General features: G+C 63.0%; 29 protein-coding genes and 1 pseudogene. 10 read left to right on the top strand and 20 right to left on the bottom strand.

Going from position 1 to position 25,088, the window contains the following annotated elements:
* Positions 1 to 17: 17 nt before the first annotated feature.
* Positions 18 to 1,244 (bottom strand): beta-ketoacyl-ACP synthase I, encoded by a 1,227-nt coding sequence (fabB, locus tag ACXYMS_RS14910; RefSeq protein ID WP_458907528.1) that lies wholly within the window; start codon positions 1,242 to 1,244, stop codon positions 18 to 20.
* An 87-nt stretch (positions 1,245 to 1,331) separates the two neighbouring features.
* Positions 1,332 to 1,862, bottom strand: a complete 531-nt coding sequence (gene fabA / locus ACXYMS_RS14905; RefSeq protein ID WP_458907526.1) for a 3-hydroxyacyl-[acyl-carrier-protein] dehydratase FabA — start codon at positions 1,860 to 1,862, stop codon at positions 1,332 to 1,334.
* Positions 1,863 to 2,034: 172 nt separating this feature from the next.
* Here fabA and irrA point away from each other — a divergent pair, with 172 nt between their 5' ends.
* The 6 genes from irrA to ACXYMS_RS14875 all read left to right on the top strand — a co-directional run bounded on the left by irrA (position 2,035) and on the right by ACXYMS_RS14875 (position 5,858).
* Positions 2,035 to 2,481, top strand: coding sequence for an iron response transcriptional regulator IrrA (irrA, locus tag ACXYMS_RS14900; RefSeq protein WP_458907524.1), 447 nt, complete (start codon positions 2,035 to 2,037; stop codon positions 2,479 to 2,481).
* Between the two features lie 97 nt (positions 2,482 to 2,578).
* Complete coding sequence (locus ACXYMS_RS14895) at positions 2,579 to 3,421, top strand: arylamine N-acetyltransferase family protein (protein ID WP_458907522.1); 843 nt, start codon at positions 2,579 to 2,581, stop codon at positions 3,419 to 3,421.
* Positions 3,422 to 3,424: 3 nt separating this feature from the next.
* Complete coding sequence (locus ACXYMS_RS14890) at positions 3,425 to 4,024, top strand: YdeI/OmpD-associated family protein (RefSeq protein WP_458907520.1); 600 nt, start codon at positions 3,425 to 3,427, stop codon at positions 4,022 to 4,024.
* Entirely contained in the window at positions 4,021 to 4,560 is a 540-nt protein-coding gene (locus ACXYMS_RS14885; RefSeq protein WP_458907519.1) for a DUF1697 domain-containing protein, read from the top strand. The genes ACXYMS_RS14890 and ACXYMS_RS14885 overlap by 4 nt, the downstream gene beginning before the upstream one ends.
* Positions 4,557 to 5,450, top strand: coding sequence for a ribokinase (locus ACXYMS_RS14880; protein ID WP_458907518.1), 894 nt, complete (start codon positions 4,557 to 4,559; stop codon positions 5,448 to 5,450). Before ACXYMS_RS14885 ends, ACXYMS_RS14880 begins: the two co-directional genes overlap by 4 nt.
* A gap of 57 nt (positions 5,451 to 5,507) precedes the next feature.
* A complete protein-coding gene (locus ACXYMS_RS14875; protein ID WP_458907516.1) occupies positions 5,508 to 5,858 on the top strand; it encodes a hypothetical protein in 351 nt (116 codons plus the stop codon).
* A gap of 45 nt (positions 5,859 to 5,903) precedes the next feature.
* Here ACXYMS_RS14875 and ACXYMS_RS14870 read toward each other — a convergent pair whose 3' ends face one another.
* Together ACXYMS_RS14870 and infC are read right to left on the bottom strand one after the other, a co-directional pair.
* Positions 5,904 to 6,437 (bottom strand): thermonuclease family protein, encoded by a 534-nt coding sequence (locus tag ACXYMS_RS14870; RefSeq protein WP_458907514.1) that lies wholly within the window; start codon positions 6,435 to 6,437, stop codon positions 5,904 to 5,906.
* Positions 6,438 to 6,616: 179 nt separating this feature from the next.
* Entirely contained in the window at positions 6,617 to 7,153 is a 537-nt protein-coding gene (gene infC, locus ACXYMS_RS14865) for a translation initiation factor IF-3 (RefSeq protein ID WP_458907811.1), read from the bottom strand.
* 149 nt (positions 7,154 to 7,302) lie between these two features.
* On the opposite strand from infC, the gene ACXYMS_RS14860 reads away from it, so the two are divergent.
* Positions 7,303 to 8,070, top strand: coding sequence for an alpha/beta hydrolase (locus ACXYMS_RS14860; protein ID WP_458907512.1), 768 nt, complete (start codon positions 7,303 to 7,305; stop codon positions 8,068 to 8,070).
* 7 nt (positions 8,071 to 8,077) lie between these two features.
* Here the strand turns inward: ACXYMS_RS14860 and ACXYMS_RS14855 are convergent, their stop codons facing one another.
* From ACXYMS_RS14855 to ACXYMS_RS14840, 4 genes are read right to left on the bottom strand one after another with little or no spacing between them, the layout of a single operon-like run.
* On the bottom strand, positions 8,078 to 8,731 hold the full coding sequence (locus ACXYMS_RS14855; RefSeq protein ID WP_458907510.1) for a GNAT family N-acetyltransferase: 654 nt from the start codon (positions 8,729 to 8,731) through the stop codon (positions 8,078 to 8,080).
* A complete protein-coding gene (locus ACXYMS_RS14850) occupies positions 8,728 to 9,594 on the bottom strand; it encodes an SDR family oxidoreductase (protein ID WP_458907509.1) in 867 nt (288 codons plus the stop codon). The genes ACXYMS_RS14855 and ACXYMS_RS14850 overlap by 4 nt, the downstream gene beginning before the upstream one ends.
* Complete coding sequence (gene queG / locus ACXYMS_RS14845; protein ID WP_458907508.1) at positions 9,594 to 10,721, bottom strand: tRNA epoxyqueuosine(34) reductase QueG; 1,128 nt, start codon at positions 10,719 to 10,721, stop codon at positions 9,594 to 9,596. The genes ACXYMS_RS14850 and queG overlap by 1 nt, the downstream gene beginning before the upstream one ends.
* A 14-nt stretch (positions 10,722 to 10,735) precedes the next feature.
* Entirely contained in the window at positions 10,736 to 11,416 is a 681-nt protein-coding gene (locus ACXYMS_RS14840; protein ID WP_458907506.1) for a glutathione S-transferase family protein, read from the bottom strand.
* A gap of 121 nt (positions 11,417 to 11,537) precedes the next feature.
* Here ACXYMS_RS14840 and ACXYMS_RS14835 point away from each other — a divergent pair, with 121 nt between their 5' ends.
* Positions 11,538 to 12,350 (top strand): undecaprenyl-diphosphate phosphatase, encoded by an 813-nt coding sequence (locus tag ACXYMS_RS14835; protein ID WP_458907505.1) that lies wholly within the window; start codon positions 11,538 to 11,540, stop codon positions 12,348 to 12,350.
* A 55-nt stretch (positions 12,351 to 12,405) separates the two neighbouring features.
* Here ACXYMS_RS14835 and ACXYMS_RS14830 read toward each other — a convergent pair whose 3' ends face one another.
* The gene (locus ACXYMS_RS14830; RefSeq protein WP_458907503.1) at positions 12,406 to 13,035 is read right to left on the bottom strand and encodes a LolA family protein; all 630 of its coding nucleotides are present in this window, start codon (positions 13,033 to 13,035) and stop codon (positions 12,406 to 12,408) included.
* Between the two features lie 214 nt (positions 13,036 to 13,249).
* Here ACXYMS_RS14830 and ACXYMS_RS14825 point away from each other — a divergent pair, with 214 nt between their 5' ends.
* Positions 13,250 to 13,528, top strand: a complete 279-nt coding sequence (locus ACXYMS_RS14825; RefSeq protein WP_458907501.1) for a hypothetical protein — start codon at positions 13,250 to 13,252, stop codon at positions 13,526 to 13,528.
* An 82-nt stretch (positions 13,529 to 13,610) separates the two neighbouring features.
* Here the strand turns inward: ACXYMS_RS14825 and ACXYMS_RS14820 are convergent, their stop codons facing one another.
* The 9 genes and pseudogenes from ACXYMS_RS14820 to ACXYMS_RS14780 form a co-directional block, all read right to left on the bottom strand.
* Entirely contained in the window at positions 13,611 to 14,159 is a 549-nt protein-coding gene (locus ACXYMS_RS14820) for an ATP-dependent Clp protease proteolytic subunit (RefSeq protein WP_458907499.1), read from the bottom strand.
* Positions 14,160 to 14,223: 64 nt separating this feature from the next.
* Positions 14,224 to 14,352: pseudogene (locus ACXYMS_RS14815) on the bottom strand (DNA translocase FtsK); the annotation flags it as partial.
* Between the two features lie 22 nt (positions 14,353 to 14,374).
* A complete protein-coding gene (locus tag ACXYMS_RS14810) occupies positions 14,375 to 14,704 on the bottom strand; it encodes an ArsR/SmtB family transcription factor (protein WP_458907498.1) in 330 nt (109 codons plus the stop codon).
* Positions 14,704 to 15,351, bottom strand: a complete 648-nt coding sequence (locus ACXYMS_RS14805; RefSeq protein ID WP_458907496.1) for an SRPBCC family protein — start codon at positions 15,349 to 15,351, stop codon at positions 14,704 to 14,706. Before ACXYMS_RS14805 ends, ACXYMS_RS14810 begins: the two co-directional genes overlap by 1 nt.
* A gap of 533 nt (positions 15,352 to 15,884) precedes the next feature.
* Positions 15,885 to 18,581, bottom strand: coding sequence for a DNA translocase FtsK (locus ACXYMS_RS14800; RefSeq protein WP_458907810.1), 2,697 nt, complete (start codon positions 18,579 to 18,581; stop codon positions 15,885 to 15,887).
* A gap of 174 nt (positions 18,582 to 18,755) precedes the next feature.
* A complete protein-coding gene (locus ACXYMS_RS14795) occupies positions 18,756 to 20,126 on the bottom strand; it encodes an ammonium transporter (protein WP_458907494.1) in 1,371 nt (456 codons plus the stop codon).
* A 29-nt stretch (positions 20,127 to 20,155) separates the two neighbouring features.
* A complete protein-coding gene (locus ACXYMS_RS14790) occupies positions 20,156 to 20,494 on the bottom strand; it encodes a P-II family nitrogen regulator (RefSeq protein WP_458907492.1) in 339 nt (112 codons plus the stop codon).
* Positions 20,495 to 20,822: 328 nt separating this feature from the next.
* Positions 20,823 to 22,211 carry an ammonium transporter family protein gene (locus ACXYMS_RS14785; RefSeq protein WP_458907491.1) on the bottom strand — a complete coding sequence of 463 codons (1,389 nt, stop codon included), beginning with the start codon at positions 22,209 to 22,211 and terminating at the stop codon, positions 20,823 to 20,825.
* Positions 22,212 to 22,238: 27 nt separating this feature from the next.
* On the bottom strand, positions 22,239 to 22,577 hold the full coding sequence (locus ACXYMS_RS14780; protein ID WP_458907489.1) for a P-II family nitrogen regulator: 339 nt from the start codon (positions 22,575 to 22,577) through the stop codon (positions 22,239 to 22,241).
* 284 nt (positions 22,578 to 22,861) lie between these two features.
* On the opposite strand from ACXYMS_RS14780, the gene ACXYMS_RS14775 reads away from it, so the two are divergent.
* The gene (locus tag ACXYMS_RS14775; protein WP_458907487.1) at positions 22,862 to 24,088 is read left to right on the top strand and encodes an FAD-dependent oxidoreductase; all 1,227 of its coding nucleotides are present in this window, start codon (positions 22,862 to 22,864) and stop codon (positions 24,086 to 24,088) included.
* Positions 24,089 to 24,190: 102 nt separating this feature from the next.
* Here the strand turns inward: ACXYMS_RS14775 and ACXYMS_RS14770 are convergent, their stop codons facing one another.
* Positions 24,191 to 24,415 carry a Trm112 family protein gene (locus ACXYMS_RS14770; protein ID WP_458907486.1) on the bottom strand — a complete coding sequence of 75 codons (225 nt, stop codon included), beginning with the start codon at positions 24,413 to 24,415 and terminating at the stop codon, positions 24,191 to 24,193.
* Complete coding sequence (locus ACXYMS_RS14765) at positions 24,415 to 25,083, bottom strand: LON peptidase substrate-binding domain-containing protein (protein ID WP_458907484.1); 669 nt, start codon at positions 25,081 to 25,083, stop codon at positions 24,415 to 24,417. The genes ACXYMS_RS14770 and ACXYMS_RS14765 overlap by 1 nt, the downstream gene beginning before the upstream one ends.
* Positions 25,084 to 25,088: the final 5 nt, after the last annotated feature.

Here is a 25,088-nt window from a genome sequence, read left to right as displayed (position 1 = left end):
CGGGGAGAAGAATGGGGTTAGGCCTCGGGATGCTTGAACACCAGCGCCGCGTTGGTGCCGCCAAAGCCGAACGAATTCGAGATGACATAGCCCAGATCCACATCGTCGCGGCGCTCGCGCAGGATCGGCATGTCCTCGAAAGCCGGGTCGAGGGTTTCAATATTGGCGCTTTCGGAGATGAAGCGGTGCTTCATCATCAGGATTGAATAGATCGATTCATGAACGCCCGTGGCACCCTGACTGTGCCCGGTCAGCGACTTGGTGGCCGAGATGGGCGGGCACTTGTCTTCATTGCCGAAGACAGCGCGCAGTGCCTCGATTTCCCTGAGGTCGCCCACCGGGGTCGAGGTGGCGTGCGGATTGATATAGTCGATCGGTGCCTTGATATTCTGCAGCGCCATGCGCATGCAGCGTTCGGCGCCCTCGCCCGAGGGGGCGACCATGTCGAGGCCGTCCGAGGTGGCGCCATAGCCCACCAGTTCGGCCCATATCCTGGCGCCACGCGCTTTGGCATGTTCATATTCTTCGAGCACCAGTACGCCAGCGCCACCGGAGATGACGAAGCCATCGCGATTGGCGTCGTAGCAGCGGCTGGCCTTGGCGGGATTGTCGTTGAAATCCGAGCTCATGGCGCCCATGGCGTCAAAGAGGTCCGACAGGGTCCAGTCCAGATCCTCATGACCGCCGGCAAAGACGATGTCCTGCTTGCCGAGCATGATCTGTTCCATGGCATTGCCGATGCAATGCTTGGACGTCGCGCAAGCGGCCGTGATGGTATAGTTGATGCCCTTGATGCCGAAGGGCGTCGCCAGCGTTGCCGAGGCGGTCGAACCCATGGCCTTGGGCACGGCCAATGGCCCGATGCGTTTGGGCGAGTTGTTCTTGCGGGTGATGTCTGCCGCCTCGACGATGGTGCGGGTTGAGGCGCCGCCCGAACCCATGACAATGCCAGTCATGGGGTTGGAGATGTCGCTTTCCTCCAGCCCCGCATCGGCAATGGCCTGCTGCATGGCGAGGTAGTTCCAGGCCGCGCCCTTGCCCATGAAGCGGGTGACGCGGCGGTCGAGGATTTCGAACGGATCGAGGCGTGGGTCGCCCTTGACCTGGCTGCGGAAGCCCAGTTCGGCATAATCCTCCGCAAATACAATGCCCGGCTTTGCCGCGCGCAGGCTTGCCGTCACCTCGTCGAGCGAGTTGCCGATCGAGGAAATGATACCCATGCCGGTTACGACAACTCGTCTCATTTCATCCTCGCTTCTAGTCGTTCCGTGCGTTCGCTAGGGCTGCGTCGCACTTTTATATAGGGTCGTTGTGGCCTGCATTAAGGCCGGTCAGGCGGTCTTTTGCTCGTGAAGCTGCGTCTCAGTAAACAGACCAACGCGCAGGTCCTTGGCTTCGTAGATCAATTTACCGTCAGCCTTCACCCAGCCGTCGGCGATGCCGAGTGTCAGACGTCCTTTCATGACGCGCTTGAGGTCGATGCCGTATTCGACAAGTTTCACGTCATCGGTCACCTGGCCGGTGAACTTGATTTCGCCGCCCAAAGCGCGACCTCGGCCCGGCTGGCCGATCCAGGACAGGAAGAAGCCGGTCATCTGCCAGACGGCATCGAGCCCCAGGCACCCGGGCATGACCGGATCGCCGATAAAGTGGCACTTGAAAAACCACAGGTTCGGATTGACGTCGAGTTCGGCCCGCACCTGGCCGCGCCCATTGGCGCCACCGTCCTCGGTGATGGAGGTGATACGGTCGAACATCAGCATGGGCGGCGCTGGCAGGCGGGCGTCGCCCTGGCCCGGAAGTTCGCCGCGGCCATGCGCCAGCAATTCCTGGTAGTCAAATGCGTGTTGCCGCTCGGCCATGGACGCTCCCCGCTCTCATTCAAGCCCCGTTTCGTATAGACGAGCCGGAATAGGGTCAAGCCAGCAAAGGGTGCACGTCCCTGCCGGCCTTCGCGCTGCGCTTGTGCAGACGGGCCCGCGTCAGTATAAGAATTTTGAAATTCGGACCCGAACGACGAGACTTACTGGCCCTATGCCCGACCGTGACATCACTGCCCGGCCGCTGCCGTCCCGCAAGCCTTGCCTGACCGCTGTCCTGCGGATGGCCGGCCTTCGCCCGACCCGCCAGCGCGTGGCGCTGGCCGAATTGCTGTTTGGTGGCCCGCATCGCCATGTCAGTGCGGAGCAATTGCATGGCGAGGCCGGCTCGGCCCATGTCAATGTTTCGCTGGCCACCGTCTATAACACACTGCACCAGTTCCATGAGGCTGGCCTGTTGCGTGAAGTGGCCATCGACGCCTCGCGCTCCTATTTCGACACCGACACGTCGGACCATCATCACTTCTACGTCGAAGACGAGCAGCGCATGATCGACATTCCGGCAGAATCTGTAGAGTTCAAATCCCTGCCCAAGGCCCCCTTCGGCATGGAGGTGGCCCATGTCGACGTGGTCATTCGCGTGCGCAAGGCGCCAGCCTGATCTCTCCAATGCGCCAGGACGGCATTTTTCCGGCAGGTGACAAAGCCGGCTGGCTTGACCATAGTGTGCCCGGTTTCAACAGCGGCGTAGGTGGCTGATGCCCGAAAAGGTCAATACCAAAGCCTATTTCGAGCGAATCGGCTTTGCCGGCTCCATCGCGCCGACCCTGGCGACGCTGGACCTGCTGCATGCGCTGCATCCTGCCGCCATCCCCTTCGAGAACCTTAATCCGCTTCTGGGCGAACCGGTGCCGCTAGACCAGCCCAGCCTTGAGCGCAAGCTGCTGACTGAGAAACGCGGCGGCTATTGCTTTGAACACAATCTGTTGTTCATGCGCATGCTCCAGGACCTCGAATTTACCGTGCGCCCTCTTCTGGCGCGGGTGGTCTGGACCAATCCCGAAGGTGCCTCGCAACCGCCCAGCCACCTGCTGCTGCTGGTCGAGATCAACGGGCAGAACCACATAGCCGATGTCGGCTTTGGCGGGCTGACGCTGACCACGCCCCTGCGCCTGCGGCCAGAAACCGAACAAACCACGCCGCACGAGACCTTCCGCCTGGTGGGCGGCGACCCCGACTGGACGTTGGAAATCAGGATCGGCGAGGAGTGGCGGGCGGTTTATATGTTCACCCTCGATGCGGTGAGCGGGGAGGACATCGCATCGATCAATCAGCGGATTGCGACGGACCCGACCTCGCCCTTCACCCGGGAATTACGGGTGGCCCTGGCGCCGAGCGGCGAACGCCGGAAACTGCACAATGCACAATTCACCCGCCAGCCGGTCGAGGGCGAAGCCGAAAAGCGCACCATCACTCGCCTTGAAGAGATGCGGTCGGTGCTGACCGAGCAGTTCGGCATTGCCTTGCCGGTCCACGAGCGGCTTGAAGCTGTGCTGACAGCCTTGCTGCCCCCGGCCAGCCCCGCAGAACCAACCGAGTAGGCCATGGCGCCGGTCACCGTCCCGAAGGACAAGCTGCGCGAATTTGCCAATTTCCAGGCCTTCTATACCTGGCTCGCTGCCCATCACGACAGCGCCGACGAGATCTGGATCCGCATATTCAAGAAGGGATCGGGTCTGGCGACCATTTCACCGGTGGAGGCCATCGACGCGGTGCTCTGCTGGGGCTGGATCGACGCTATCAGGAAGAGCTGGGACGATGTTTCCTTCGTGCAGCGCTATTGTCCGCGCCGGCCCAAGTCGGTGTGGAGCCAGATCAATCGTGACAATGTCGCGCGGCTGGTGGAAGCGGGGTTGATGACCGGGCATGGCCTTGCCCATGTGGAAGCGGCAAAGGCTGATGGTCGATGGGATGCCGCCTACAAGACCACGCAGGAGGCCCCCGCCGATCTCGCTGCCGCCATAAAGGCCAGCCCCGCCGCGCGGATGGCCTATGACGGCCTTTCGGCACAGAACCGCTTTGCCCTGATTTTTCGCACCAATGCCCTCAAGACCCAGGCGGGTCGAAAGAAGCGCATAGCCAGCTTTGTCGAAATGCTGGAGCGCGGCGAAACCATCTATCCGCAGGGGACCAAGGCCAAATGAGCACCTGGTTCGCGTTTCTGCGCGGCATTAATCTGGGCAATCGGCAGATGAAGATGGCCGAACTCAAGACCTGCCTCGAGGCCGCCGGCTTTTCCGACATCAAGACCGTGGCTGCCAGCGGCAATGCGCGCCTCGTCGGTGCAGGGGACGCGGCAAGCATCAAAGCGCGTCTCGAAAAGGCCATTGCCAACCAGTTCGGGTTCCAGGTTGACGTGGTGCTGCGGACCCGCGACGCGTTCGAGGCGATGCTCGACGACCATCCTTTCGGCAGCCTCGACCGCAAGGCCGAATTCACCCGCCATGTCCTGATGTTCGACCAGGACCTGCCCCAGGGCATTGCGCTCGACAGCCGCCCCGGCGATACGGAAATCCTGCGTGTGGATCCACGCGAGATTTACATTGCCGCCTATCGCCAGCCCAATGGGCGCTATACCGAGCATGTGGAAGATGTGCTCAAGCCGCTGTATGCAAAGCTGGGCAAGGGCAGTCTCGACACCATGCGCAACTGGAACACCATCGAGAAGATGCTCTCATGATCACCGTCTTCGGCTCCACCAATCTCGACCAGATCGGCACCGTTACCCGCCTCCCGAAGCCGGGCGAGACCGTGGCCGGGGGCAGCTTTTCCATGGCGCCGGGCGGCAAGGGCGCCAACCAGGCGCTGGCGGCGCGCCGGGCGGGGTCGGACGTGCTGCATGTTTCGGCGGTAGGCGACGATGCCTTTGCCGATCTGGCGCTGGACCTGCTCAGGCAGGGCGGGGTTGACCTCACGCGCATGCGCAAGGCCGAGGCGGCCACCGGCATCGCCATGATCTTTGTCGATGCGAGCGGCGAGAATGTCATCGCCATTCTGCCCGGCGCCAATGGCACGGTCAGCGCCCAGGATGCCGAAGCGGGCTTGGCGGGGCTCACTGCCCGCGACACCTTGCTGGTGCAACAGGAAGTGCCGCAGGCAGCCACGCGACGTGCCCTCGAAATCGCTCGCGAAAAGGGCGCCCGCTCGATCCTCAATACCGCGCCCTTCCTGCCCGACACGGCAAAGCTGGCGCCGGTGGCCGATATCGTGGTCGCTAATGAAACCGAGTTTTCCCTGCTCACCGGCCGCCCGATCGACCAGCTCGACGCCGCCATGCAGGACTGGGTCAACCGCACCGGCCGGACCATTGTCGTGACCCTCGGCCCCGAAGGCGCCCGCGCCCGGACGCCGGACGGTCCGATTTCGGTGCCCGCCCACAAGGTGAAGCCGGTCGACACAGTCGGCGCCGGGGACACCTTCTGCGGCTACCTCGCCGCCGGTCTCGATGCCGGCCATGACCTCAAGGCGGCCCTGCGCCGCGCCGCCATTGCGGGGAGCCTTGCCTGCCTCAAGCCAGGGGCGCAGCCCGCCATTCCGATGAAGGCCGATGTGGACACGATTGCCGGCTGACAGCACCGGGATGAGGCCCTAGTCTCGCCGCGCATTCCCGATCTGAAGGAGGCCGCCTTGCCGCTCTTTCTTGCCGTCTACATGATGAACAATGACAATGTCGTCCGCTTCCGCGCCATGCCCAAACCCGAGCAGGACGCGGTGGATGAAGCCGGCCTGCCGCAATGGGCCGAATGGGAAAAGCGGCGCGCCGATGCCATCGTCAGCAAGGGTGGCATGGTTGGCAAGACCACCCGCGTCACCACATCCGGCATTGCCCCGGCCAGCAATGACATTTGCGGCTATGTGATCGTGAAGGCGGATACGGCCGAAGCGGCTGCCGCGCTCTTCCTTGACCATCCCCATTTCAACACGTTTCCGGGCGACGGGGTGGACATCATGCCCTTCGTCGCGGGGCCGGATCTTTAGGCGGCGCCGAATGCCACGAAGCGGTCCATTGGCCCGCTTTTTTGCTCAGTCCGGGGTTCGATCGACCGCCCCCATCAAGCCCCGCTGACGCACCGAAGCGCGCCAGAGCTCCTTGCGTGCATCTGCGGTTTCGAGGTGCCGGTATTTTCCGCCCGAGAATTTGGGCCAGTCCAGCGCCATCCCGGCCCGCACCATTTCTGCGGCAAGGTCGCGCCCATCGGGCAGCAGGCATTGGGCGACCATCCGGTCATAGGACAATTCGGGCCTGATGTGCGCCGTCACCATCTGACCCTTGCACAGTTTGACAAGCGCCCACTTAGCCTGCTTCCCCCAAGGGTGGTCGAGTTCGGGCGCGTCGATGCCGGCAATCCGAATTCGTATCTTGTCGATGATGATGGTGTCGCCATCGACCACCCAGCATGGCCCTCGCACCACCCTTTCGACCCGCGGCACCGCCGGCCGGTCGGGGCGCACCACCACCAGGCGCATTTCCCGCGGCAATTGCGGCACCAGTTCCGGCTCGATCCGCCGTGCCGGCCTCCTCCGCGCGGAAAACAGCCCCACCAATATGCGGAACAATCTCATCCCTCCCCCAAGGGTTCTTACCTCTCCCAGTGCCTGGACCTTAGGCACGCGCAGTCTTGCATCGGTGGGGCGGCAGGGAAAGTGGGCCTGATCCCTTTCGTTAACTTCCGATCATTCCAAAACAAAAAAGCGGACCCTGCGGCCCGCCTTTTCATTTCATCACTGCCGTCGCCTTATTTGGGCGCCAGCACCATGACCATCTGCCTGCCTTCGGAGCGTGGCTGGCTTTCGACCTTGGCTACGGCCTCGGTCTGCTCGCGCACCTTGAGCAGCAATTGCATGCCAAGGTCCTGGTGAGCCATTTCACGGCCGCGGAAGCGCATGGTCACCTTGACGCGGTCGCCTTCGTCCAGGAAACGCTGCACGGCCTTCATCTTGGTCTCATAGTCATGAGTGTCGATGTTGGGACGCATCTGCACTTCCTTGACCTCGATCACCTTCTGCTTCTTGCGCGCTTCGGCGGCCTTTTTCTGTGCCGCGTATTTATAGCGCCCGAGATCGAGCATCTTGGCGACGGGAGGCTGCGAATTGGCGGCGATCAGGACCAGGTCCAAGCCTTGTTCCTGGGCTTCGGCCATCGCGGCGCGTGTGCTCACGATGCCGCGGTTTTCACCTTCTGCATCGATCAGCTGGACGTCGGGGCTGGTGATATCCTCGTTGGCAAGCGGCCCATCTTTCTGGGGCGTAACGGGTCTCATGGGACGGCGAATGGCAAGCGTTCCTTGTGTTATTGGTAGGAGGGGCTGAAATCGGCCCTAAAATCGTGGTAGCGGCAGCTAAAGTCAACTGGCGCAGGTACGGAAATTCAGGCTGTTGCGCCATGGATACGCCCGGCACAAGCCAAAGGAAAGCGTCGCTCATGCGTTTGAGTTCCACCCAGCCCCTCCATATCACCATCGGCAGTGGCAATGACAGTCGCCAAATCGCCGTTCTCCAGCGCAGTGGCGCGGCACCGGGACTTTTCTGGCTCAATGGTTTCCGGTCGGTGATGACCGGGGCCAAGGCCGAGGCACTCGACGCATTGGGAGCCGAGCATGGGCTGGCCGTCACCCGCTTCGACTATTCCGGCCACGGCGCCTCGGGCGGGGATTTCGACGAGGGTACGATCAGCCGCTGGCTGGAGGAGGCCGAGGCGGTTTTTGCCACCACCTCGGGCCCGCAGATCGTTTGTGGCTCGTCCATGGGCGGCTGGCTGGCGCTGTTGCTGGCTCGACGGCAATTGGCGAAGGGCGCGCCGCTCAAGGGCTTGGTGCTCATCGCCCCGGCCACGGACGCCACGGAGCGGATCGCGGCCCGCATGAGCGACGAGCAGAAGCGCGATCTCGACCTCAAGGGTTATTACGAGCGGGTGAGCGCTTATGGCGACGGGCTCTATCGCTATACGCGCCGCCTGCTCGAGGATGGGGCGCATCACCTTCTGTTCGGCAAGGTCATCGAGACCGGTTGCCCGGTGCATATCCTGCAGGGTGGGCGGGACCCCGATGTGCCGCCAGCCCATGCGCAGAAGCTGCTCGCCCACATTCTGCACGACCCCGTTACCTTCACCCTGATCCCCGATGGCGACCACAGGCTGAGCCGGGCGGAGGATTTGGCGCGGTTGCGGGATGCGGTCCTGGGTATGGTTTGAGCGGCGCCTAACCCCGTATCCCGAGCTTGGTCTTCTGCTGCCCATCCCCATCAAAATTGTCCGGGTGCAGCCAGCGTTCATATTCGGCCCTCAGGGTGGGCCATTCGCCATCGATCATCGAGAACCAGGCCGTATCGCGGCTCTCGCCCTTGATGATCATGTCCTGCCGGAAAATCCCCTCGAAGGTGAAGCCGAAGCGCTTGGCGGCGGCCTTTGAGGGTTCGTTGGCATTGTTGCACTTCCATTCAAAACGCCGATAGCCGAGGTCGTCGAAGGCATGGCGGGCGAACAGGAACAGCGCTTCGGTCGACAGGCGGCTGCGGGCCATGGGCAGGCCCCAATAGACGCCGCCGATTTCTATGGAACCGTGCTCGGGCCTTATGCGCATCCAGGCGTGCTGGCCCAGCGCCTTGCCGCTGGCTTTCTCGACCACGGCCACATAGAGGTCCGGCCCGGCATTGGCCTTGTCGATCCAGGCCTCCATGTCGGTCAGGGTAGGCGGCGCTTCGGTGAACAGCCAGCGGAAGCGCTCGGGGCCGCCCGGCAGGTTGGATACGGCCAGAAGGTCGGCCGCGTGGCGCCTGTCGATGGGTTCGAGCCGCACATAATGGCCCTCGAGCACGATGCGCTGGGGTGCGGACTTGGCAGGTGACGGGGTCATTTTTCGGTTCCGAGGATTTGGGCAAGGCCCTCGCGATAGCTTGGGTAGAGCATTTCGATGCCCAGCGCCGTCTTGATGGCCGCATTGGAGACGCGCTTGTTGTCGCGATAAAAACTCCTCTGCATCGGCGTCATCTCGGCCGTTTCAAAGGGCAGGTCGGGCGGCACGGGCAAGCCGATCATCCTTGCCGCATATTCGATCACGTCCTGGGGCGGGGTCGGTTCATCGTCGGCCAGGTTAAAGGTCCCGGCCAATCGCTGCTGCGCCGCCAGCGTAGTGACGCGTGCAATGTCCTCGACATGAATGCGGTTGAACACCTGGCCCGGCTTGATCACCCGCCGCGCCGTACCGGCCCGCAATTTGTCGAAGGTCGAGCGTCCCGGCCCATAGATGCCGGCCAGCCGGAGAATGCAGAGCGGCAGGCCGCGTTCGGCGGCATAATCGCGCCAGGCCTGTTCAGCCAGCACCCGCCGGTCCGAGCGCATATTGCGCGGCACCAGCGGCGCGGTCTCATCGATCCAGTCGCCGCCGAAATCGCCATAGACGCCGACGGTCGAATAATAGCAGAGCCATTTCAGATTCTGCGCCGCGTCGAGATCGGCGCGGTGATGGCGCAGCACCGGGTCGCCCTCCTCGTCCGGGGCAATGGAGAGAACGACATGGCTTGCCGTGGCCAGCCGATTGGCAATGTCCGGCCCCGGTGTGGTGCCATCGAAGACGACCGCATCAAGGCCCTCTGCGCGCAGGCGCTCCGCCTTGTCGCGTCCCCGCACTGTGCCGCCGACCCGGTCAAAGCCCTGCGCCTGCATGAAGGCTACGCTCCGGAGGGACGAAAATCCCAGTCCGAAAAAGAACGCCTGCATCACACCTCTCCGTCCCACTCCTCGCGCACGCTGCTATCGCCTTCCCGCGCCTGCCTGTCCAGCCGCATGGCCTCGGCCTGCGCCGGATCGAGCCGGCGCAGGGCCCAGATGGCAGCGCCGCGCACCAGGGGCGAGGAATCGTCGAGCCGGGCGTTGACGGCAGGCACCAGGCCCAAATCACCCGAATTGCCGATACCGATCAGCACATTGCGCAGGAAACGGGCATGGCCGATGCGTTTGACCGGCGAGCCGGCGAAGAGGGCGCGGAAGCCAGCATCATCGAGCGCGACCAGATCTGATAATGCCGGTCTTTCCAGTTCCGGCCGGCTGCGCAGCCGCGCCTCGCGGCTGATCGAGGCAAACTTGTTCCAGGGGCAGACGGCCAGGCAATCGTCGCAGCCATAGATACGATTGGCCATGGGCGCGCGGAACTGGCGCGGAATCGGGCCTTTGTGCTCGACCGAATAATAGGCGAGGCATTTGCGGGCATCGAGCCGGAACGGGGCCGGGAAGGCATCGGTGGGGCAGATGTCGAGGCATTTGGTACAGGAGCCGCAGCTTTCGGCATGCGGGGTATCCACCGGCAGTTCGGCGCTGGTCAGGATGGCCCCGAGGAACAGCCAGGAGCCGAAATCGCGGCTCACCAGAACCGAATGCTTGCCCTGCCACCCCAGGCCCGCCGCCTCGGCCAGCGGCTTTTCCATCAGGGGGGCCGTGTCGACAAACACCTTCACATCGGCGCCGGTGCGCCGCGCCAAGAGGCCCGCCAGTTCCTTCAGCCGTCCCTTGATGATGTCGTGGTAATCGCGATTGCGGGCATAGGCGGAGATGATCCCGACCTGTTTTTCATCCAGTAGCGCCATGGGGTCGCTCTCGGGGCCGTAATTGACCCCAAGCAGGATCACCGAGCGTGCCTCGTCCCAGAGCTGGCGCGGGTCGCCGCGTCTTTCTTCGGTTTCGGCCATCCAGTCCATGTCGGCATGCCAGCCCTCCGCCAGGGCCAGGCGCAGCTTTTCGGGCAGGTCGGGGCGGGCATCGGCCGGGGCAATGCCAAAGGCATCAAAGCCCAGCGCCTCGGCGCGGGCCCTCAGTTCAGCAATGAGCTTTTCGGTGCTGGCGTCGGCCATGCCGGCAGATAGGCCTAAAAATCGAGATCCGCATAGCCCTTGGAGGGCTGCATGGCCACGACCCGGTCATTGAGGAGGGTCCTGAAGGCGGGGCGCGACTTGATGCGCGAATACCAGTCGCGGGTTTCCGGCGGCGCCTTGGCCCAGTCGATATCTCCCATATAGTCGAGCGTGGAAATATGGGCGGCGAGGGCAAAATCGGCCAGGGTCAGCTCGTCGCCCCCGACCCAGTTGCGGCTGGCCAGGAGCCAGTTGAAATAGAGCATGTGCTCGACAAAATTGGCCTTGGCGGCGCGCAGCACGGAGGGCTCCGGCGTGGCGCCCCGCAGGTCACGCTTGGCGATCTTTTCCTCGATCAGGTAGCGCGTCACCTCGTCATTGAGCTTGAGCAGGGCCCATTCGACCAGCCGCCACATCTCGGCCCGCTGCATCGGATCTGCCGGGATCAGCCCCTCCACCGCCTGGGGGGCATAGAGATCCTCCACGGCGTGGATAGTGGCCATGATGCCCACCACGGACTGCTCGGCGTCGGTAAACAGGATCGGCAGGGTGGCAGCCGGGTTGATGGCCAGCAGGGCCTCCTCGCGCAGCCAGGGCTTGGTCTCCTCCAGGTCCAGCGGCACGCCATATTCGGCGCACATCAGCCGGATGAGGCGGGAGGCTGGATCTAGCGGGTGGTGCACAAGGCTCGGCATGAAATGGACGCTCTAGAATGTTGCGGACCTGCCCTGCTTCTCCCCGCCTTGGCGCCCCTGGCGAACACGGCTAAGAGAAATCGGGTTGAATGCGGCCCTTGGAAACGAGTTAGGGGATCAAATGAACGCCGATCAAGGTCTTTTTGTGCCCCTGATCCTGGGAATTCTCGAAGGGCTTACCGAATTCCTGCCGGTCAGCTCCACCGGCCACCTGTTGCTGGCCGGGCATTTCTTCGGTCTTTCCCAACCTGCCGCCTTTATCGTGCTGATCCAGCTCGGGGCCATCCTGGCGGTGATCACCGTCTATTTCGCCAAGCTTGGCGTGCTGATCCGTGACGCCTTGAGCGGCAAAGCCTATGCCTGGCGCTTCGCCCTGGCCGTGGTGCTGGCGTGCCTGCCCGCAGTTGTGGTGGGGGTTCTGGCGCGTGATTACATTCAGCAGGTGCTCTACGAGACCCCGCTGGTGATCTGCATCTCGCTGCTGGTGGGCGGCATCGTCCTGCTCATCGTGGACCGCATGCCCAAACAGGTGCGTCACGACGACATCTATCGGTTTCCCTGGCATCTGGCGCTGATCGTAGGCTTATTTCAAATGCTGAGCCTGGTCCCCGGCGTGTCGCGCTCCGGCTCGACCGTGGTGGGGGCAATGCTGTTCGGGGCGTCCAAGCGCGCGGCGGCGGAGTTCACCTTCTTCATCGCCCTGCCGATCATGGCGGGCGCCTTCGGCTATGATCTCTACAAGAGCCGCGACCTCATCGACATGAGCCTGGGGCTCAATATCGCCATCGGGTTTGCTGCATCCTTTGTCGTCGGCGCGCTGGTGGTCAAATACCTGCTCGACTTCGTCTCGCGTCACGGCTTTGCGCCCTTTGCCTGGTGGCGCATCCTGGTGGGCGGGGCCGGACTGATCGCCATCCTGGCCTTCGGGCTCTGAGACAAGGGCCCCCGGACCAGTCCGGGGCTTTCCACATCGAAGCGGCCAGGCCAGATCAGCGCGGCGGTTCCTTGCCGGTATAGGTGGCGGGGAAGGTGAAGAAGTTGGGCGGAATTTCCCGGTTCTTTTCCACGTCATAGAGCGAGAAGGTCAGTTCCGAGCCATTGGGCTCGATCAGCGTCCACTGCGCCAGATCCTTGGTCTCAATATCAAAGATCAGTGAGACCTGCACGGTGCCGGCCACGGTATTGTCGATCACGGTGATGCTGAGATAGCCATCGGTGGTGGTGACATCGATCACATTGGCATTGAGCAGGTTGATCTGTTCGCCCAGGAATTGCCGGAGCGGAATCGAATCCTGCGGATAGGCGTAATAGGTCTCTTCGCGCCGGTCGATGACATAGAAGCCGCGCCCGATGGAGACGATTTCCTCGCGGCTGGGCGGGGCATAGCGGAAGGCGATCTTGTTGGGGCGTTCGAGAAAGAACGTGCCTTCGGTGCGCCCCCCCTGGCTGTCGATCTGCAGGAAGCGCCCTACCATGGTTCGGATCGCCGAGTTGTGAGCATTGATCTCTTCGATCAGCTGCTGCTCCTCCGGGGTCAGCGCGCGACTTTGCGCGAAGGTGGGCAAAGCGGGCGACAGGATGGCGGCCAGTCCAAGCATCAGGGCGGTGCGGCGAATCATCGGCAGGATTTCCTCGCGGGAAGATTTTGTTGGAGCCTAACCTAGGCAGCAATTGCGGCAACAGGTGGAAAGTTCCCGATGCTCGGTCGGTCCGCGGGCGGTTGGCCGGACGATCACTTTTTCAGGTTGGATCACATTTGCGGAACAGAGCTGAATAGCGCCCCGTTGTAAGGGTGCCGGACAATCGGGTCCGGCACGGAGGAGGAGACTCCAAATGCAAGACCACGACAAGAACGAAAACACTTTCGGCAATGACAAGAACCGCCAGGGCGGCGTGGGTGGCCAGCAGTCGGGCCAGAACCAGCAGGGCCAGCAGGGCGGACAGCAGGACCAACGCCGCGACGATGACCTGAATCGGCAGGGTGGCAGCGAAGGTCAGCAATCCGGACAGGATCAGCAGGGCCAGCAGGGCCAGCAGGGTCAGCAGGGTCAGCAGGGTGGCGAGTTCAATCGCGATCGTCTTGACCAGGACAAGAACAATCAGGACCGGTGAACAATCCAAGATCTGCATGAAGGCAGCGGCTCGAGGCCGCTGCCTTGGCGTGAGCGAAAGTACCTCCATGGATGAGACACGGCTAGATTTGAACGATCTGATGCCCCTTTGGCAGCGCGAACTCGCGCACGGCATCGACAAAGCCGTAGTCGCAGGCCTGCGCGGGCGCAATATGGACCTCGCTGTGCCGCCGGGTCGCCAAAACGGCGGGCGGGATGCGGCTACGCTCACGCAAGATGTCGTCCGTGCGATCATCGTCCGCCAATGCCGCATCAAGCGTTGATTGAAGGCGGCGCGCGCTCATGCCATCCGAATGTCCCATGGTCGTGGGGTGAATCATGAACATGGAATGGGTGGAACAGTAGCGCTCTGCTGCCGCAAGAAAAACCGATACGGCAATAGACCCGACCGAACCAGTATTATAGATCACCAGGTGCAGCGGCAGCGCGCGGATGTGGTTGTAGAGATAGACACCGTCGGCCACATAGCCCCCGTTGGAGCTGAAGGCGAGCGTGACCCGCTCCACCCCCTCATTAACTGCTGAATTGAGTGCGCCCGCCAGACGTCCGACGCCCCCGGGCTCTATGGGGCCGGTATAGCCGAAAAAAGCAACGGAATCGTTGTTCGACACTGAGCGCCTCCTGTTTTCCTGTCACAGAACGTCGGCGCTTGACGTTTCGATCCTCAGCGCGGGCTCAGTACCCATCCGCATTGTTGCCGACGAGCATTTCGCGTTTGCCGGCATGATTGGCGGGTGAAATGACCCCATCGCGCTCCATGCGCTCGATCAGGGTGGCGGCCTTGTTGTCGAGTCCGGCCCGCCGGTCTGCGACGAATAAGCCGGCGCTACTTGGTCCTCTCTTTCTTGCCGCGCGCGATTTCGGTTGCCAGCGCTTCCATGCGCACCGGCCAGAACACTCGGAAGCGTTCCATCCAGTCGTCGATGTCTCGCAAGGGGCTCGTGTCCAGCCGATAGACCCGCCGCGTCCCCTCCGGCCGCACACTGGCAAAGCCATTGTCCCGCAACACTTTCAAATGCTGGCTGACCCCAGCCTGGCTGATGCCGAACTCGGCGGCAATGACTGCAACGACTTCCCCCGAGGCGTGCTCGCGCTCGGCAAGCAGTTCGAGGATGCGGCGGCGGACAGGGTCGCCCAGGACATCGAAGGCGTGCATCAGGACTCCAATGGAGGCTCGCCGGAATAAAAGCGCCGCGTGGCCTCGGCCGCGCGCATGGCCTGGCCCGGTTCGTCGCCCCCTTCGACGGAGGCCCGTCCCCAATCCGTGCTGGCGGCCCGCACCAGTTCCTTGGCCTCCTCGGAGGTTTCCCAGCCGCTGCTGCCCTCGGCCCTGACATCGTCATTGGGGCGTTTGACATGCTCGGCCAGCCCCAGAAGGCCCAGTTCCCAGCCTACGCCGCCGGCGCCGGCACCATAGCTGTCCCAATGCGGGTTCGGGTGGGGCGCGATGTGATGGAGTTCAAGGCGCGTGCCCTCGCCGGCCGGTTCAAGATAGACCTCGATCCAGCTCACATGGCCCATGAATTCCCAGGTTCCCGCAAAGTGCCGCCCCTTCTCGCAGGCCGTGATCGTCCCGGAGGCGTTGCCCTCCACGGCATAGCGGCCACCGAGCTGGAGGCTGCCGGAAACCGGAGCGAACCAGCGTCTGATGCGCTCGGCATTGGTGAGGGCCTCCCAGAGGTCGTTAATATCGGTGTCATAAATGCGTGAGGCGATGAGGTCCTTGGCGGACTGTCCATCGTGCTCGACGTTGCGGACTTCGCGATGAACGGCGCCCAAATGCTCGGCAATGTCAAAAGGCATGGCTGTTTCCGTATCTCTATTTCAGTTTACACTTATATAAGCGCAAACTGAAATAGTGTCGAGAACGAATTGCGCCGAAGGATGGACGTGCGGTTTGCATGGGCTTGCCCTCCAGGATGGAAAGGAAATCAGCCCGGAATTTATCCCCGCCTCCAAAACTTCCTCCATACTCCACCTATCACTCCCGCGCGGACGGACTGCAGCGAACTTTGCGGGGGGAGCCGGGCGTAGCTGGGTCGCTCCAGTTGCGCGTCTAGGAAGCGGTCACCCTGCGACGAGCGTTCAATGGGGACCGGAGTCCTTTTCGAAAAACCGGTGCTTTGATCCGTCCCGAAGGGCAAATCTCTCCGGTGGAGAGATTTGAGGTGAAAAGGCCATAAGCGCTACGCGCGAATGGCTAGGGCGGCGACGTCTCTATTTACTTAGTTTTACTGAGACGCACGCGCCTCGGGGTACGTCCAAAACACACCGCCGGCGCCTTGCGGCACCGGCGGGGATTTGACACGACCATTGCCCGCGATCAGGCGCGTGGATCAGTAGCCATCCGCATTGTTGCCGACGAGGATTTCTCGCTTGCCGGCGTGGTTCGCCGGGCTGATGACGCCCTCGCGCTCCATGCGTTCGATCAGGGTTGCGGCCTTGTTGTAGCCGATGGCCAGGCGCCGCTGGATATAGGAGGTAGAGGCTTTCTTGTCGGTCATGACGATATGGACGGCCTTGTCGTAGAGCTCGTCGCCCGAACCGGCATAGTCGTCGCCACCGGCGCCGTCTTCGCCAAAGCCGCCCTCTTCATCATCCTCAGTGATGTTGTCGAGATAATCCGGCGAGCCCTGGCTCTTGAGATGGGCCACCACTGCCTCGACCTCGGCATCGGAGACGAAGGCACCATGCAGGCGCTTGGTGCGACCGCCCGAGGCCATGTAGAGCATGTCGCCGTTGCCCAGAAGCTGCTCGGCCCCCTGTTCGCCCAGGATGGTGCGGCTGTCGATCTTGGAGGTCACCATGAAGGAGATGCGGGTGGGGAAATTGGCCTTGATGGTGCCGGTGATGACGTCCACGGACGGGCGCTGGGTGGCGGTGACGATGTGGATGCCGGCGGCGCGGGCCATTTGCGCCAGGCGCTGGATAGCGCCTTCGATGTCCTTGCCGGCGACCATCATCAGATCGGCCATTTCGTCGACGATGACTACGATATAGGGCAGCGGCGCAAGATCGAATTCCTCGCTCTCGAAGATCGCCTCGCCGGTCTCGCGGTCAAAGCCGGTCTGCACCGTGCGGGTGATGGTCTTGCCTTCATTGGCCGCCTCGGTGACGCGCTGGTTGAAGCCGTCGATGTTGCGCACACCGATCTTGCTCATCTTGCGATAGCGGTCTTCCATCTCCCGGACGGCCCACTTGAGTGCCACCACCGCCTTTTGCGGGTCGGTGACCACGGGGGTCAGCAGATGCGGGATGCCGTCATAGATCGAGAGTTCGAGCATTTTCGGATCGATCATGATCATGCGGCACTGCTCGGGCGTCATCTGGTAGAGCAGCGAGAGAATGAAGGTGTTGATGCCCACCGACTTGCCCGAGCCGGTGGTGCCGGCGATCAGCAGGTGGGGCATGCGGGCAAGGTCGGCGATGACGGGCTCGCCGCCAATGGTCTTGCCCAGGCAGATGGGCAGCTTCCCCTTCATCTTCTCAAAGTCGGAGCTGGCCAGCATCTCGCGGAAAAACACAGTTTCGCGGCTCTGGTTGGGCAGTTCGATGCCGATGGCATTGCGACCAGGCACCACCGCGACGCGGGCCGAGATGGCACTCATCGAGCGGGCGATATCGTCAGCCAGCGAGATCACGCGGCTCGACTTGATGCCGGGGGCCGGTTCGAGCTCAAACAGGGTGACGACGGGGCCGGGGCGGACATTGATGATGTCGCCCTTGACGCCGAAATCGGCCAGGACCGCTTCGAGCTGGCGGGCCATGGCCTCGAGCCGCTCGGGAGCGTGCTCGGGCGAGGGGCCGATGCGGCGCGGCTCCGCCAGAAGGCTGAGCGCCGGCAGTTCGAACCCCGTCGGTTCATCGAGCAGCGACCCCTGGGCCTCGCGGAAGACGCGCTGGCCCTGGGACGGGCGCGGGGCAGGAGCCGCCACGCGGGGCGCGGCAGGATCGACCGGGTGAAAACGCGAATCGCCGCGCTGGGTGCGGGCCGGCATAGGCGCGTCAGGCACGAAGGGGATATCGTCTTCGGACTCGTCGGGATAGTCCACGGCCGTGTCGTCATAGTCTGCCTGCGCCAGAACGCGTGCCGTCGGCTTAAAGCTGGGCTCGACATGCTGACTTGGCGCATGAATGCGACGCTGCGGATGGCCAGCAGCCGGCTCTCGGTCGAATCGCACATCGGGAGCAACAGCGGCATTCATCGCGGGTTCTGTGTCGTGACCGAAGTCCGGCGCATCCTGGGTGGCGCGGCGTGTAGCGTGTTCGGCCTTGGCACGGCGGAAGGCGGTACGCAGCGAATAGCCCAGATGCACTACGGCGCCCATGGCCACTTCAACAACCGGATTCGGCTCGCGCTCATCGGCTTCGGCGGCCTTGCGGGCGGCCCCGGCCTTTTGCGGCCGGGCGGGGATCGAGGTGCCCAGGCCCATCGCGATCCAGAACAACGCCAGGGCCGGCGCGGCGAGGATAATGGCGAAGAGGATTGAAGTGACGGGCTGCGGGTCGGACCCGGCAATCATGCCTGCCAGATTGGTGAACACCATGCCCGAGAGGCCACCCAGCCCGGTGGGTAGCGGCCAGGTATCGGGCATGGAGATGAAGGAGAAGACGCCGGAGAACAGCAGCACGGCGCCAATCCAGGCGGGAACACGCAGCCCGGGGCGCGTAACGATGTGACGGCGGGTCATGGCCCAGCCCCAGAGTGCCAGTGGCACGACCATGACAAGGCCGGCCAAGCCGAGAAACTGGAAGACCAGGTCAGCGATCACCGCGCCGGGAAAGCCGAGCCAGTTGGCGGCAGATTTGCCAGTCGCCAGAGACAAGGATGGGTCATCCACCGACCAGGAGGCGAGCGAGGCCAGCAGCACGGCGCAGAGTCCCAGGACCAGCAGCCCGGCAATGCGCAGCGGAATACGGATTGCGATGGCCGGCGGCGGCATGGGTGCACTGGCCGAACGAGAGGAGCTCCGGGCGGCACGGGCCGGCAGGCTGCGAACTTCGTCGAGGGTCGGGACGGGATGGCTGGGCATGGACACGCATTACTCGTTGCCGGCCCGCAAACCATCGACATGGGCCGTAATGGCCTCATGCTAGCGGTGTGTGGTTAATCGCGTGCTAACCATCGGTTTTTTGCGCGCGGCGCTGCCCCGAAAAGTTGGGGCGACGCCTTGGCGCCGCCCCTGAAATCCACCGAGTCGTGCAGTCTAGTTGTAGGCGCGTTCGCCGTGCGTCGAGAGGTCGAGACCATCGCTCTCGGCGGCCTCGGACACCTTGGCACCACCGAACAGGGCTTTGACGATCAACATGGCAATCAAAGCCACCACACCCGACCAGACAATGGCCACGATGACGCTGGTAAGCTGTACCATGAACTGACCACCCATGTCGTAGCCGTCGAGCGGGTAGCCGCCGAAGGACGGGTTGGCGACGATGGCCGTACCCAGGGCGCCGACAATGCCGCCGACGCCATGGATGCCGAACACGTCGAGGCTGTCGTCATATTTGAGCAGCGGCTTGAGGTTGACCACGGCCCAGAGGCAGACCACGCCGGCAACACCGCCAAGCACGATGGCGCCACCGACACCGGAGAAGCCGGCGGCCGGGGTGATGGCAACGAGGCCAGCAACGGCACCCGAGACAGCGCCCAGGGTCGAGGAATGGCCGCGGGTGATCTTTTCGCCCAGGGCCCAGGCAAGGGCTCCAGCGGCCGGCGCCAGAACGGTGTTGATCAGGGCCACGGCGGTCAAGGCATTGGCCTCGAGATTGGAGCCGGCATTGAAGCCGAACCAGCCGAACCACAGCAGACCCGCACCGACATAGGTCAGGACCAGATTGTGCGGCGGGATCGGCTCCTTCATGTAGCCCATGCGCGGCCCGAGAACGAGCGCGGCGACGAGGGCGGCGACACCGGAATTGATGTGCACGACCGTGCCGCCGGCAAAGTCATAGGCACCCATGCCGAACAACAGGCCCGGACCGGACCAGACCATATGGGCCATGGGCACATAGGAGAAGGTGAACCAGATGGCCAGGAATGCCATCAACGCGCCGAACTTCATACGCTCGGCAATGCCGCCCACGATCAGGGTAGAGGTGATGCAGGCAAAGGTGAGCTGGAACACCACGAAGACCATCTCGGGCAGCTCGAACCCGGCCGAAAAGGTCGCAGCGGTGGATTCGAGCGTGACGCCCGAGAGGAAGAACTTGGAGAAGTCGCCAACAAAGGCCGAGAGGCCGCCTTCTGTGGGGCCGGCAAAGGCCAGCGAATAGCCATAGGCGACCCAGAGAATGGCGATCATCGAGAAGCCGAGGAACACCTGGGTGAGAACGCTCAGGATGTTCTTGGCGCGCACCAGGCCACCATAGAACAGGGCCAGGCCCGGAATAGTCATGACAATGACCACCATTGTGGACACCAGCATCCAGGCGACGTCGCCCTTGTCGACAATGGCGGCGGTCTCTTCGACCACTTCAGCGGCTGCGGCGACCCCGGCAGCGGCGTCCTGGGCAAAGGCCGGTAGCGCCATGAGGAGGGAGGCCAGTGTTGCGCCTCCCAGGACTTTTGACAGTTTCATTGGTATAGTCTCCGGAATTGGGAAGCGGGTCACAGCGCCGAGGCGCCGGTCTCACCGGTACGAATGCGGGTGACAGCGAGCAGATCGAGCACGAAGATTTTGCCATCGCCGATGCGGCCAGTCTGGGCGGCTTCGCGGATGACCAAGCTGACCTGGTCGGCAAGACCATCATCGACGGCGATCTCGACCTTGAGCTTGGGCAAAAAATGCACGGCATATTCGGTGCCCCGATAGATCTCGGAATGCCCCTTCTGCCGGCCATAGCCTTTCACCTCGGTCACGGTCATGCCGTGGACATCGAGAGAGTTGAGCGCTTGTCGGACCTCTTCGAGCCGCGACGGCTTGATAATGGCAACCACCAGTTTCATCTGACCCCCTTTGACGCCGTGACGGCGCGTGCTGGAACGGTCAAACAACAGTCAAACTGCGTGCCAAATGAACCGGCACGAAATTGCCTAACGGATACAGATAGTTAAGCTTGGATTTCACAAGGCGACTCAGAATTGAGCACAGAGATGCGCATCTATTGCGCAGAATTACCCTTGTATGCCTAATTTTTCAGCACCTTGGCAGGGGTGTGCAGTCCGCGCAGTTTGCGAGTGGGAAGCCTCTGTGGCGGGCCAAGAGGAACGCGGGCTGCACGCCGCTGACAAGTCTGGACGGCCGGACCCGAAGGCCCGGCCATCCGGATTGGAACTACTTGAACTCGGGATAGGCTTCGATACCGATCTCGGCCTTGTCGAGACCCAAATCCTCATCCTCGGCGCTGGGGCGCAGACCCATGGTCGCCTTGAGAATGAACCAAACCACGAAGCTCACCGCGAAGACGAAGATGCCAACAATGAGGATCGAGATGAGCTGGCCGCCCAAGGTCGCATCTGGATTGGTGAAGATCACCGCGATGGTGCCCCAGATGCCAGCGAGCAGGTGGACGGGAATTGCGCCCACCACGTCGTCAATCCTGAGCCGATCCAGCAATGGCACAGCGAAGACGACGATCACGCCGCCCACCGCGCCGATCAGCGTCGCCGTTCCTAGGCCTGGGGTCAGCGGTTCAGCCGTGACGGCAACCAGACCGGCCAGGGCGCCATTGATCACGAAGGTCAGGTCGAACTTTTTGTAAATGGCGCCAGAGAGGACCAGCGCAGCCAACGCGCCACCGACGGCGCCAGCATTGGTATTGGCCATGATGCGACCAACATCGGCCACATCACCCACCGAACCCATGGCGAGCTGGGAGGCACCGTTGAAGCCGAACCAGCCGAGCCAGAGGATGAACATGCCCAGGGTTGCCAGCGGCATGGACGAGCCGGGCATGGCATTGACCGAGCCATCGGCATTATACTTACCCTTGCGGGCGCCGAGGAGGATGGCGCCGGCCAGAGCCGCCCAGCCACCGACGGAGTGAACCACGGTAGAGCCGGCGAAATCGAGGAAGCCGAACTGCGTGTCGAGGAAACCGCCGCCCCACTTCCAGGAGGCCTGGATGGGATAGATGAGGCCGGTCAGCACGACCACGAAGAGCAGGAAAGGCACCAGCTTGATGCGCTCGGCCAGCGTGCCCGAAACGATCGAGGCGGCGGTGGCGCAGAACATCACCTGGAAGAAGAAGTCCGAGCTAGTGGCGGCGTAGGAGAAATCATCAGCGGTATCGGCCGTGATACCCACGGCTTCGAGTATAGCGATGCTGAAGGCCCCGAGATAGCCGCCGGTATCGTCAGCGCCAATGGACCAATTGCCCAGCGGATACATGAGATTGTAGCCGATGAGATAATACATCAAGCAGGCAATGCCGAAGAGCGCAATGTTCTTCAAGAGCTGCATGGAGGTATTCTTGGTGCGCACCATGCCCGCTTCGACCATGGCGAAGCCGGCGGCCATCCAGAACACCAGGATGCCACCCAGGATCATCAGGAACGAGTTGAGGATGAATACCACGTCGGCCGATACGCCCTCGCTGAGGGTAGCGGCAGCTTCGGTGGCCTCGGCAGGCGCAGCATCCTGCCCGAGGGCAGGAAGGGCGAGCAGAAGCGAGGCCAGTGCCACGCCGCCCGCGATCTTTAGGGGATTCTTGAACCCTGTCATTGTGCTTTTCTCCTGAAGTCGGTGGCGTCAGAGCGCGGAAGCGCCGGTTTCACCGGTGCGGATGCGGGTGACGGCGAGCAGGTCGAGGATGAAGATCTTGCCATCGCCGATACGGCCGGTCTGGGCCGCGTCGCGGATGGCGGTGCTGACCGCGTCAGCAATGCCGTCATCGACGGCGATCTCGACCTTGAGCTTGGGCAGGAAGTGGACCGCATATTCGGTGCCGCGATAGATCTCGGAATGACCCTTCTGACGGCCGTAGCCCTTGACCTCGGTCACGGTCATGCCGTGCACGTCGAGAGAGTTGAGCGCCTGCCGCACCTCCTCGAGCCGTGATGGTTTGATGATTGCAACCACCAGTTTCATGCTTGCCCCTTTCTGCCTTGGGTGTTCGATGCACAACAAGGACTCAAGAGCCGTGCCAACCTGACAAATGAAGAAGAAAACTCTTTATAATCAATCCTGTAACGATAGGCCTCAGCGGCGAGTGAGTTTGTGGCAAGTCTGTGGCAGGTCACGTATTGCCCATCTTTTGATCACATAATGGGAAAAGCCCCGTAAATGACTATTTATTGGGCGCATCCCGCGTGGCAATGCTACACTTGCCTCGCGTGCGGCTTGGACAGACAATGCGGGAAAGGAGACAGGCGATGACCCATACGGCCCTGGAACAGCATGATGTCATCATTGTCGGCGGCGGCCCGGTCGGACTGACCCTGGCGCTGGCGCTAGCGCGATCTGCCCCCGGCATCAGGGTCGCCTTGGTCGACCGCCGTCCCCTCAGCGTGCCGCGCGACAATCGGGCCTCGGCCATTGCCGCGGGGGTGCGGCGCGTGTTCGAGGCACTGGGGGTCTGGGAGCCAATGGTGGCGCAAAGCCAGCCGATCGCCGCCATGCACGTTACCGATTCGGGCACAGGCGACCTGGCGCGGCCCTTGTTCCTGCGCTTTGACGGCGACGTCGCGCCCGGCGAGCCCTTCGCCCATATGGTTCCCAATCAGGCCAGCAGCGCTACGCTGATGTCTGCGGTCGAAAACCAGATTACGATCGTTGCGCCCGCCGAGATCGCCGACTGGTCGGGAAATGAGACCCATGGCAGCCTGACCCTGGCCGATGGTCGCGTCCTCGAAGCGCCGCTGATCGTGGCGGCAGACGGCGCGCAATCGAGCCTGCGTCAGCGCGCCGGAATCGACACGCTGGGCCATGACTACGGGCAGACGGGACTTGTGGCCACCATCAGCCATGAACTGGCGCATGAGGGCGTTGCCTATGAACATTTCCGCCCCTCCGGCCCCTTTGCCAGCCTGCCGCTGCCGGGCAATCGCTCGTCGCTGGTATGGACCGAGACAAGCGCTGCCGCACCACGCTTCCTCGCCATGCCGTCCGAGGCGCTGGCGCTTGAGATCGAAGCCGTCATGGGTTCGACGCTGGGCGAGGTGACCCTTGAAGACAAGTTGATGGGTTTTCCACTGCGCCTGCAACTGGCCAGAAGCTTTGTCGGGCCGCGGATGGCCCTGATCGGCGACGCCGCCCATGTGGTCCATCCCATTGCCGGGCAGGGTCTCAATCTGGGGCTCAAGGATGTCGCGGCGCTCGCCGAGGTGATCGTCGACGCCATGCGGCTGGGCCTAGACCATGGCTCCGTGGACGTCCTGGAGCGCTACCATGCCTGGCGGCGGATCGATACCACCGCGATGGCCGCAGTGACCGACGGGATGAACCGGCTGTTCTCCAATGACATTGCGCCCATTCGCGCCCTACGCGATTTCGGCCTGGGACTGGTGGAGCGGGCCGGCCCGGTAAAGTCCACGCTGATCCGCGCCGCTGCCGGCATTGGGGGCGGGGCGCCGAAGCTACTGAGCGGCATGCCGATCTGAAAACCCCTCAAAGTCTTTTTTCAATCCCAGTCTGGCACTGTGCCGCGCCTGATTGGGTGGGGGAAGACTAGTGGTCCTCGTGCCCTCTTTTCTGGAAGCGCTCTATCGCGAGTGGCGTTGGAGTTCCTCGGGGTCGATACTGCGGGCCTCATCGAGGCTGAGAAGCGGCACACCCTTGACGATGGGGAATGCCAGGCGCCCGGCCACAGAGATCAGCTCGGTGCGGTCCGCCGAAAGCGTCAGCCTTGTCTTGGTGAGCGGGCAGACCAGCATTTCAAGGGTCTGCCTGTCCAGGACATGGCGCGGGTCTGGCGAGGGTCTGGTCATCAGTTGAGCGGCGCGGCGCCGTCTGAACCGCCGCGCGCCATTTCATACTCAGTCATGGCGATCAGTGTTTCGGCTCGCTCTTCCAGCGTAGTGGCCTCGAGCAGCACCTGCTTTTCAGCGGCACCATAGGGCGAGACCATGCAGCAGAAATTGACCAGGTCCGCGGTGCCGGTGGATTCGATCTCTTCCCAGTTGAGCTCGAAATTTGCGAATTCGGCATAGTCGCGCATCATCTTGACCACGCGGGCACGATCCACTGCCTCCTCACCATGGTTGCGGGCAAAATCGGCCTGGAACTCATCGGCAGCAATCATGCATTGCCGATAGGGCGTCTGCACGGTCAGTTCATGCACGAGGCGGAAGCGCGTCACCCCTTCAAGGATGATGAAATAGCGTCCGTCCCCGCTTTCCTCGAAATGAGTGAGGCGCCCCAAGCACCCCACTTTCTGCAAGGGGGCGCGCCCCCTGGGGCTTTCCTCGCTGGTATCTTCTGGCTGGATCAGACCGATCAGCCGGTCGCCGCGCAGCGCCGCATCCACCATTTCCACATAGCGCGGCTCGAAGACATTGAGCGGGCGATGGGCGAATGGCAGCAGCAGGGCGCCGCTGAGCGGGAAGACCGGCACGGACTTTGGCAGCTCGGCTGGGCTGGTGGGACGCTTGGGCATCAAAG

It is taken from the genome of Devosia sp. CAU 1758 (assembly GCF_054482695.1).
This window is presented reverse-complemented; position numbering and strand designations above follow the sequence as displayed.

Excerpts from the sequence above, each read along its gene's own strand:
- ACXYMS_RS14850 (WP_458907509.1), bottom strand. The coding sequence starts at position 9,594 with ATGCAGGCGTTCTTTTTCGGACTGGGATTTTCGTCCCTCCGGAGCGTA.
- fabA (WP_458907526.1), bottom strand. The coding sequence starts at position 1,862 with ATGGCCGAGCGGCAACACGCATTTGACTACCAGGAATTGCTGGCGCAT.
- ACXYMS_RS14775 (WP_458907487.1), top strand. The coding sequence starts at position 22,862 with ATGACCCATACGGCCCTGGAACAGCATGATGTCATCATTGTCGGCGGC.
- ACXYMS_RS14840 (WP_458907506.1), bottom strand. The coding sequence starts at position 11,416 with ATGCCGAGCCTTGTGCACCACCCGCTAGATCCAGCCTCCCGCCTCATC.
- ACXYMS_RS14835 (WP_458907505.1), top strand. The coding sequence starts at position 11,538 with ATGAACGCCGATCAAGGTCTTTTTGTGCCCCTGATCCTGGGAATTCTC.
- ACXYMS_RS14795 (WP_458907494.1), bottom strand. The coding sequence starts at position 20,126 with ATGAAACTGTCAAAAGTCCTGGGAGGCGCAACACTGGCCTCCCTCCTC.
- ACXYMS_RS14855 (WP_458907510.1), bottom strand. The coding sequence starts at position 8,731 with ATGACCCCGTCACCTGCCAAGTCCGCACCCCAGCGCATCGTGCTCGAG.
- ACXYMS_RS14765 (WP_458907484.1), bottom strand. The coding sequence starts at position 25,083 with ATGCCCAAGCGTCCCACCAGCCCAGCCGAGCTGCCAAAGTCCGTGCCG.
- queG (WP_458907508.1), bottom strand. The coding sequence starts at position 10,721 with ATGGCCGACGCCAGCACCGAAAAGCTCATTGCTGAACTGAGGGCCCGC.
- ACXYMS_RS14895 (WP_458907522.1), top strand. The coding sequence starts at position 2,579 with ATGCCCGAAAAGGTCAATACCAAAGCCTATTTCGAGCGAATCGGCTTT.
- ACXYMS_RS14860 (WP_458907512.1), top strand. The coding sequence starts at position 7,303 with ATGCGTTTGAGTTCCACCCAGCCCCTCCATATCACCATCGGCAGTGGC.
- fabB (WP_458907528.1), bottom strand. The coding sequence starts at position 1,244 with ATGAGACGAGTTGTCGTAACCGGCATGGGTATCATTTCCTCGATCGGC.
- ACXYMS_RS14810 (WP_458907498.1), bottom strand. The coding sequence starts at position 14,704 with ATGCACGCCTTCGATGTCCTGGGCGACCCTGTCCGCCGCCGCATCCTC.
- ACXYMS_RS14770 (WP_458907486.1), bottom strand. The coding sequence starts at position 24,415 with ATGACCAGACCCTCGCCAGACCCGCGCCATGTCCTGGACAGGCAGACC.
- ACXYMS_RS14785 (WP_458907491.1), bottom strand. The coding sequence starts at position 22,211 with ATGACAGGGTTCAAGAATCCCCTAAAGATCGCGGGCGGCGTGGCACTG.
- ACXYMS_RS14790 (WP_458907492.1), bottom strand. The coding sequence starts at position 20,494 with ATGAAACTGGTGGTTGCCATTATCAAGCCGTCGCGGCTCGAAGAGGTC.
- ACXYMS_RS14805 (WP_458907496.1), bottom strand. The coding sequence starts at position 15,351 with ATGCCTTTTGACATTGCCGAGCATTTGGGCGCCGTTCATCGCGAAGTC.
- ACXYMS_RS14780 (WP_458907489.1), bottom strand. The coding sequence starts at position 22,577 with ATGAAACTGGTGGTTGCAATCATCAAACCATCACGGCTCGAGGAGGTG.
- ACXYMS_RS14885 (WP_458907519.1), top strand. The coding sequence starts at position 4,021 with ATGAGCACCTGGTTCGCGTTTCTGCGCGGCATTAATCTGGGCAATCGG.
- irrA (WP_458907524.1), top strand. The coding sequence starts at position 2,035 with ATGCCCGACCGTGACATCACTGCCCGGCCGCTGCCGTCCCGCAAGCCT.
- ACXYMS_RS14880 (WP_458907518.1), top strand. The coding sequence starts at position 4,557 with ATGATCACCGTCTTCGGCTCCACCAATCTCGACCAGATCGGCACCGTT.
- ACXYMS_RS14890 (WP_458907520.1), top strand. The coding sequence starts at position 3,425 with ATGGCGCCGGTCACCGTCCCGAAGGACAAGCTGCGCGAATTTGCCAAT.
- ACXYMS_RS14830 (WP_458907503.1), bottom strand. The coding sequence starts at position 13,035 with ATGATTCGCCGCACCGCCCTGATGCTTGGACTGGCCGCCATCCTGTCG.
- ACXYMS_RS14800 (WP_458907810.1), bottom strand. The coding sequence starts at position 18,581 with ATGCCCAGCCATCCCGTCCCGACCCTCGACGAAGTTCGCAGCCTGCCG.
- ACXYMS_RS14825 (WP_458907501.1), top strand. The coding sequence starts at position 13,250 with ATGCAAGACCACGACAAGAACGAAAACACTTTCGGCAATGACAAGAAC.